The sequence below is a fragment of the Hydrogenophaga sp. genome (assembly GCF_031426985.1).
In the GTDB taxonomy this organism is placed as follows: Bacteria; Pseudomonadota; Gammaproteobacteria; order Burkholderiales; family Burkholderiaceae_C; genus Hydrogenophaga.
This window is the reverse complement of record NZ_JASJOY010000081.1, coordinates 1-2,888: the sequence shown is the minus strand read 5'-3', so window position 1 is coordinate 2,888 and position 2,888 is coordinate 1. Positions and strand designations below refer to the sequence as shown.

The 2,888-nt window shown below is 67.6% G+C and carries 3 protein-coding genes; all 3 read left to right on the top strand.

Annotation, left to right across the window (positions count from 1 at the left end; genetic code table 11):
* A partial coding sequence (locus tag RMP09_RS10510) for a S1 RNA-binding domain-containing protein (RefSeq protein ID WP_310565931.1) occupies positions 1-668 on the top strand: 668 nt, incomplete at its 5' end.
* Positions 669-813: 145 nt separating this feature from the next.
* On the top strand, positions 814-1,641 hold the full coding sequence (locus RMP09_RS10505) for an HDOD domain-containing protein (protein WP_310565930.1): 828 nt from the start codon (positions 814-816) through the stop codon (positions 1,639-1,641).
* A gap of 108 nt (positions 1,642-1,749) precedes the next feature.
* Complete coding sequence (locus RMP09_RS10500) at positions 1,750-2,583, top strand: HDOD domain-containing protein (RefSeq protein WP_310565929.1); 834 nt, start codon at positions 1,750-1,752, stop codon at positions 2,581-2,583.
* Positions 2,584-2,888 lie beyond the last annotated feature (305 nt).

Sequence of the window (2,888 nt, the reverse complement as noted above, 5' to 3'; positions counted from 1 at the left end):
CGCTGGACATGACCGGCGTGCACCCGGAAACCTACCCGGTGGTGGAGCAGATCATCGCCAAGACCGGGCAGCCGGTGGCCGGGCTGATGGGCCGGGCCGACATGCTCAAGACGCTCAAGCCCGAGCTGTTCGCCAACGAGAAGTTCGGCGTGATCACGGTCAAGGACATCCTGGGCGAGCTGGAAAAGCCGGGCCGCGACCCGCGCCCGGACTTTGCGGTGGCGCGTTTCAACGAGGGCGTGGACGACATTGCCGACCTGCGCGAAGGCATGGTGCTGGAGGGCACGGTGAGCAACGTGGCCCAGTTCGGCGCCTTTGTGGACCTGGGCGTGCACCAGGACGGCCTGATCCACGTCAGCCAGCTGAGCCACAAGTTCGTCAACGACGCCCGTGAGGTGGTCAAGACGGGTGACATTGTCAAGGTCAAGGTGCTGGAAGTGGACGCGGCGCGCAAGCGCATCAGCCTGACCATGAAGCTGGACGCCGCGCCGGCCCGCAAGGACGGGCCGCGCGAGAACCGCTACGAGCCGTCGCGTGGGCATGCCCCCGGTGGCTCGCGCGGGGGTTACTCGGGCGGGCAGGGGGGCAATGGCGGGGGCCAGCGCCAGCCCGAAGCCGGTGGCGCCATGGCCTCGGCGTTTGCCAAGCTGCAGGGGCTCAAACGCTGATCAAACGCTGATCCAGCGCTGAGCTGGGGGCGAAGGGAACAGGGCTGTCAATCCCGGTCTTCACCGGGGTTTGTCGGCCTCAAGTCGGGCGCGCAGGGGTCGATATAAGTGGAAACCCTAGAACCGGTCCTTCCCAATGCCTGCCATGCAACTCGAAGCCCTGCTCAATTACCCCCGTGCTTTGCCGGCCATGCCCCGGGCCGTGACCGACCTGCTGGGCGAAATGAACAAGGAAGACCCCAGCCCCAAACGGGTGGGTGAGCTCATCGGGCACGACCCGGCGCTCACCACCCGGGTGCTGCGCCTGTCCAACTCGGCGTTCTTCCGGGTCAGCCGCAAGATCGGCAGCGCCGACGAGGCCGTGGCCCTGCTGGGCATGACCCATGTGCGTTCGCTGGTCATGGCCGCGGCGCTGGGTGCGAGCTTCAAGAGCGTGCCGGGCATCGACCTCAGGCAGTTCTGGCGCTACAGCCTGCGGGTGGCCGACATCTCCAAATCGCTGGCGGGCGTGCTGCACCAGCACCCCGGCAACGCGTTCACCGCCGGGCTGATCCACGCCATTGGCGTGCTGGTCATGCACATCGCCATGCCCGACGCGGTGGCGCCGCTGGACATGGCGACCCCGCCGTTCGACCTGACCCGTGCCGCGGCCGAGAAAGCCATCTTTGGCTACAGCTATGCCGATGTGGGCGCGGGCATGGCCGAGAAGTGGCAGTTCCCGCCCGAGATGGTGAGCGCGCTGGCCAACCAGGTCGAACCCTTCGAAGGCGAAGCCTACGACCCGCTGGGCGGTGTGCTGCACCTGGCTTCGTGGCGGGCGCGGGCCGAAGAAATCCAGCTCGACGAGCAGGGCATGGCGGCCACCTTCCCCGACATGGTCGGCCTGACCCTGGGCCTGGACCTGGACAGCGTGCTGGGCAAGGACCCGTCGGAATGGTCGTTCAGCCAGGCGCTGAGCGCCTTCACCGACTGACCGAAGGTCGGGACCTGCAACCTGAAGCACTCAAGGCCTTCGCGCGACCGTCGATACGAACGTTCAACGGGTCACCCATTTTCTAAAACATCCAACGAGGCTCGCACCATGAACATCGAAAAACTCCTGAAGCAGCCCAACGCCTTGCCCTCAGCCCCCAAGGTCGTGCGCCAGCTGATCGAGACCTTCGAGCAAGAAGATGTGGACGTGATGAAGGCAGCGAGCTACATCGAGTCGGACCCGGTGCTCACCGCCAAGCTGCTGAAAATGGCGAACTCGGCGTTTTTCGGCCTCAACCGCAACGTCACCACCGCCCGCGATGCCATCAGCGTGATGGGGCTGATCAAGGTGCGCGCCCTGGTCATTGGCGCGGCGCTGGGCGACGGCTTCCACACCCTGGGCAGCGTCAACCTGGGCCAGTTCTGGCGCTACAGCCTCAACACCGCCAACCTCTCGCGCTACCTGGCGCTGCCGATCAAGATCGACGAAAACACCGCCTTCACGGCCGGGCTGATCCACGGCATTGGCGAGCTGGTGATGCACGTGGGCATGCCCGAGGCCATGATCGACCTGGACCGCAGCATCCCCATGCTGGACCTCAAGCGCGCACGGGCCGAGCGCGGTCTGTTCGGCTACAGCTACGCCGATGTGGGCGCCGCCCTGGCCCGCGAATGGAAATTCCCTAAAAAGATGGTCAACGCCATCGAGCACCAGGTGGCGCCGTTCGACAACGACGTCTACGAGCCCATCGCCGGCGTGATCCACATCGCCAACTGGCGCGCCCGGGCTGAAGAGCTGTCGATGGGCAGCCAGGGGCTGATCAACACCTACCCGGATTCGATCGGCCTCGTGCTGGGCGTGGACCCGGACACCGTGATCCGCGAAGAGATCCCGGCCCTGACGCGCATCGCCGCCGCCGAGCAGGCCGAAACCGCGCACTGAAGAGGCCCCCACGCTCCGCCGCTGCGCGGGTCGCTGCCCCCCCACGGGGGCTGTTTCGCCTTGGGGCGGCCCTGCGGCGAAACGTCGCCCCCACGCTCCGCCGCTGCGCGGGTCGCTGCCCCCCCACGGGGGCTGTTTCGCCTTGGGGCGGCCCTGCGGCGAAACGTCGCCCCCACGCTCCGCCGCTGCGCGGGTCGCTGCCCCCCCACGGGGGCTGTTTCGCCTTGGGGCGGCCCTGCGGCGAAACGTCGCCCCCACGCTCCGCCGCTGCGCGGGTCGCTGCCCCCCCACGGGGGCTGTTTCGC

Excerpts from the sequence above, each read along its gene's own strand:
- RMP09_RS10500 (WP_310565929.1), top strand. The coding sequence starts at position 1,750 with ATGAACATCGAAAAACTCCTGAAGCAGCCCAACGCCTTGCCCTCAGCC.
- RMP09_RS10505 (WP_310565930.1), top strand. The coding sequence starts at position 814 with ATGCAACTCGAAGCCCTGCTCAATTACCCCCGTGCTTTGCCGGCCATG.